Raw genomic sequence first — 4,585 nt, 5'->3', positions numbered from 1 at the left:
ACCACGGCAACCGTGACTAACGGTAAAGACGGTGCGACGGGTGCAACAGGTGCGGCAGGTAAAGATGCGCAAGCAAATGTGACGACCGATGCAACAAACGGTACGCATACCATTACTATCGTAGACGGAAACGGTACAACTACGACTGCGACAGTGACTGACGGTAAAGATGGTAAAGACGGTAAAGACGCAACTGCCTCTTGGAACATTGCACGTAATGGCGATCAAGTTGATACCATTAAAAATAATGAAACGGTAAGCTTTGAAGATAGCGATACAGTGAGCATTAATGTTGAACCGAAAAATAATGGTACAGCGAACGTTACCTTTAATGTCAATACAGGTTCATCAACTGTTAACCCGAATGGTACGGCAAATGCAACCACAGAAACTTATACCGATCAAAACGGTAACCCAGTAACTAAAGAGGGTGATAAGTTTGTTGATGCACAAGGTAATGAAGTACCGGCAGATCAGGTTACGACTACACTGGTGGATAATAGTAATAAGGTTGCCACAGTAGGTGATATTGTTAATACCATTAACCAAACAGGCTTTACCTTAACCACCAGCGCGTCTAACGGTGGTGAAGTGTCCGGTACAACTAAAGAGTTGGTTAGCCCGGGTGATACGGTTACTATTGATGCTGGTAAGAATATCAAAGTAACGCAAGATGCCGATAAGATTACGATTGAAACCAAAGACCAAGTGAGCTTTGGTGAAAAAGGCGAACCGGGTCAAAACGGTCAGTCGGGTAAAGACGGCGTTGACGGTTCTGTAGGTGTGAACGGTAAAGATGGCTCTGCAGTTGTGCTAAATGGCAAAGACGGTTCTATTGGTCTAAACGGTAAAGATGGCAAAGATGGCTTAACCTTCAAAGCCGCAGATGGTGCCCAAGGTGTTGACGGTAAAAATGGTGAAAACGGTTTACCGGGTAAAGATGGCACAACTCGTATCGTTTACCAACCAACTAACCCGGACGGCACACCAAAAGGCGAGCCGGAACAAGTGGCAACGCTTAATGACGGCTTGATCTTCACAGGTAACAATGAAGATACATTAAATCGTCACAAGCTAAATACTGTGGTTAAAGTGGTAGGCGAAGGTGTTAATAAAACGACTTCAGAAAACTTCAAGTCTGCTGCAGGTAACATCAATGTGAAAGCCAATGGTAGCGATACACTAGAAGTTCAAATGAACAAAGATTTGAATCTCACACCAAATGGTAGTGTGACGATTGGTGATACGGTTATCAATAACGGTACGGTTTCAGGTTTAAATGAGCACCTTAAAGCACCTGTTACTGCTACTGGCAATGTAACCAATGCAACACAAACAGCCCCGGTTAATTTGTCTGATAACGAGAAAAAACAAGCGGCAACAGTGGGTGATGTATTAAATGCAGGTTGGAACTTAAAAGCAAATGGCGATGCAGTAGATGCTGTAACACATGGTGATACAGTGGACTTCACTAGCAAAAATGGTACTGTAATCATCAAGCCGGAAACAAATGGTAAGGTTTCAACAATTGACTTAGCTATTAACACGGGCGATGTCTCTGCGGATAACTCCACAGGCACAGCGGTTGTTGGTAAAGATGGTAAAGTTGATAACTCACCAAATGCAGGTAATAAAGTGGCAACAGTAGGTGATGTAGCAAATACTATCAACAATACCGGCTGGACAACTACAGCCAAAGATAAAGATGGGAATGTTGCAAATGTTGTGGTAAACCCGGGTGATCAAGTGAATTACACTAATGGCACCGGTACGACAGCAAATATCACTGTTACCACTGATCCTGTTACAGGTAAAGATATCGTTAATGTATCTTATGATATAAACACCGGTAACATTACGAAAGCAGGTGATCAAGACGTGAAAGACGCTACGGGTAATGTAGTTATCCCGGCGGGTAAAGTAAGTGTTCAAGGTACACCTATTGGCAACGAAACCCAGGCTGATGCGGACGCTCGTGAAGGTAGCAAAGTTGCTACGGTACAAAATGTTGCGGATGCAATTAACAGTGCCGGCTGGATTGTGGATACTGGTAAAGCAGAAGACCAATCTTCATTTACGACTAAAGCAGGTAAAGCTCAGAAAGTATCTGCAGGTGATAAAGTTGACTTCCAAGCAGGTAAAAATATGGAAGTTAAGCAAATCATCGATAACGATGGTTCTGTGAAGATCGTTTATGCCACTTCTGATAACATCGCTTTAGGTGAAAAAGGTAAGGACGGCAAAGACGGTGTTGATGGTTCTATCGGTGTAAACGGTAAAGATGGCTCTGCTGTTGTGATCAACGGTAAAGACGGCTCTATCGGCTTAAATGGTAAAGACGGTGCAAACGGCTTAACGATTAAAGGTGAGAAAGGCTCGGTTGGCGTTGACGGTACCGATGGCAAAGATGGTAAAGACGGTATGACACGTATCGTTTACACCGATGACAAAGGGACTAAACACGAAGTCGCAACACGTGATGACGGCTTGAAATTTACCGGTAATGATAATGATACTGTTAACAACCATAAACTTAACTCACTCGTAACAGTGAAAGGTGAAGGGGTAGATAAAGCAGCATCTAAATCGTTTAAATCCGCTTCAGGTAATATCAATGTGAAAGCAGACGGTCAAGGCACGTTAGAAGTTCAACTTGCTAAAGATCTGAAAGGCATTAACAGTATTTCAAATGGTAACTCAAGTGTAACCTTGAATGAAAATGGCGGCACAACCATTAAAGGTGGTGATGTCAATGTTGATGGTAATAAGATCACAAACGTGAAAGCCGGTACGGCTGACACTGATGCCGTGAATGTTTCTCAATTGAAACAATCATTTGGTGATGTTAACAACCGTATTAACAAAGTGAGCAAAGAAGCTCGAAGCGGTATTGCCGGTGCTAACGCAGCAGCGGGGCTTCCACAAGTTTACCTACCGGGTAAATCAATGGTTGCCGCCTCTGCAGGTACTTTCAAAGGTGAAAATGCCTTTGCCGTAGGTTATTCACGTGCAAGTGATAACGGTAAACTTATCTTGAAACTTCAAGGTAATGCTAACAGCCAAGGTGATATAGGCGGCTCTGTTGGTGTTGGTTACCAATGGTAATCTAGTTTTTACCTAAACTAAGTTTAAAACCCGACTTCGGTCGGGTTTTTTATTGGAAGAAAATCACTAATCGGTAAAAAAATAAGGGAAATTTTGACCGCACTTTCTATTAAGGAGGGAGATGATATAAAAAGGAAATAGCTAAGTGCGGTTAAAAATGAAGGAATTATTTATATGTTTTCAATCTCAATTCTTGCCAATCCTTTTTTGAAAGCATAAGCGTAGCGCCGTGGGATATTATCTGCAATCTCCCCATTTTTTACAGTGGTTTGATAGCTACAAACCTTAAATTCCGGGACGATAATTGACGAATAATCAGTGTTTAATAGTGGTGAGATAGACGAGTATAATATCCATTTGATCTGTGTTCCTTCTTTATGCTCGGTTTTAGCAATAAAACCGGCACCTCCTTCACAAAAAGCGATTTGGTATTCGCTATTAAAAGGAAGTTCGGGGAACGGTTTTGGATCGCAAAAATTAAACAGGCGATCATGAGCCCAAAGATCTTGGCGGATATAACCCCATAATTCATCGGCTAAAAAATCTTGATCTGCAAAATGAGCACTATCGTACTCCTTATTGATGTAATTTTGGATTCTTTCTTCCATATTGGAAACCGAGTTTGCTTTGGCTCCCCACATTCCGGCTAAAATAAGGGCGGTATGTGATCCGGAATCCCGCATAGTATGAAATGATCGCCCGCTTTTGATCCATTCTGCAACGGCTACGGATTCACGGGGAGAAATGACGGAGTCTGCATCACGAAAAATAACGTATTCTGCCTCAGGATCATTGATAGCAAGGAAACGCCACATCGCTCCCGGCCAGCTTTTTAAAGGAGGGGCAATTTTAATAATTTCCGCACCATTTTCTTTTAAACGCTGCACGGCATTTTCCGGCACTGAGTCATCAATATAGAAACGGCAAATCCAGTTTGGGAAAAGTGCGTGAGCAACTTGAACGTTTAATACCGCCGTTTCGATATATTTTGAACGTTTCCCAAACAGTGAAAATGCAATCAGATTTTTGCCGCCTTTTACTGAGCGACCTATGGGCATAGGGGCTGTTGGTGTTGGGATTTGGGCATCTCGAAGGACTAATGCTTGGTGACCGTAGTGTCCTGCATTTTCCCAATCAGATATTGCACCATAAGCATGGGCTAATAAATCAAGGGTCGGCACATATTGGTTATTCAATGAAATAGCTTTTAAGCCGGTATCAATAGCGTCCTGCCATTTTTCTTGTTTTAAATAGATATAAGCGAGTTTATGTACATTTTCAATATTTTGGGGAGCGAGCAAACAAAGCATTTCAGCATATCTTTTGGCTTCATCATAATCTTCTTTACCAATAAGATTAATATAAGTGTTTGTTAATGCTCTAAGCGTGAGTTCATTAGAGGAATTATTCATCATTATTATTAATTAGTTTTTAGTAGGTCGCTATTATAGCAGATCTAATATGGTTTCTTTGTAAATAA

At 41.8% G+C, this 4,585-nt stretch carries 2 protein-coding genes; one reads left to right on the top strand and one right to left on the bottom strand.

Features of this window, described 5'->3' with window-relative positions:
* The coding region (locus tag BKK47_RS11775) for a YadA family autotransporter adhesin (protein WP_208603983.1) at nucleotides 1-3,105 on the top strand (3,105 nt) is incomplete at its 5' end.
* Between the two features lie 170 nt (nucleotides 3,106-3,275).
* Here the strand turns inward: BKK47_RS11775 and BKK47_RS11770 are convergent.
* Entirely contained in the window at nucleotides 3,276-4,520 is a 1,245-nt protein-coding gene (locus BKK47_RS11770) for a tetratricopeptide repeat protein (RefSeq protein ID WP_244149146.1), read from the bottom strand.
* Between the last annotated feature and the right edge of the window lie 65 nt (nucleotides 4,521-4,585).

This window comes from Rodentibacter mrazii, from assembly GCF_001998825.1.
In the GTDB taxonomy this organism is placed as follows: domain Bacteria; phylum Pseudomonadota; class Gammaproteobacteria; order Enterobacterales; family Pasteurellaceae; genus Rodentibacter; species Rodentibacter mrazii.
Note: the sequence above shows the minus strand (reverse complement) of the source record. Positions and strands in the feature narration are given on the sequence as shown.

What these genes read in the sequence shown, in the direction of transcription:
- BKK47_RS11770 (WP_244149146.1), bottom strand. Translation starts at nt 4,520, where the DNA reads ATGATGAATAATTCCTCTAATGAACTCACGCTTAGAGCATTAACAAAC.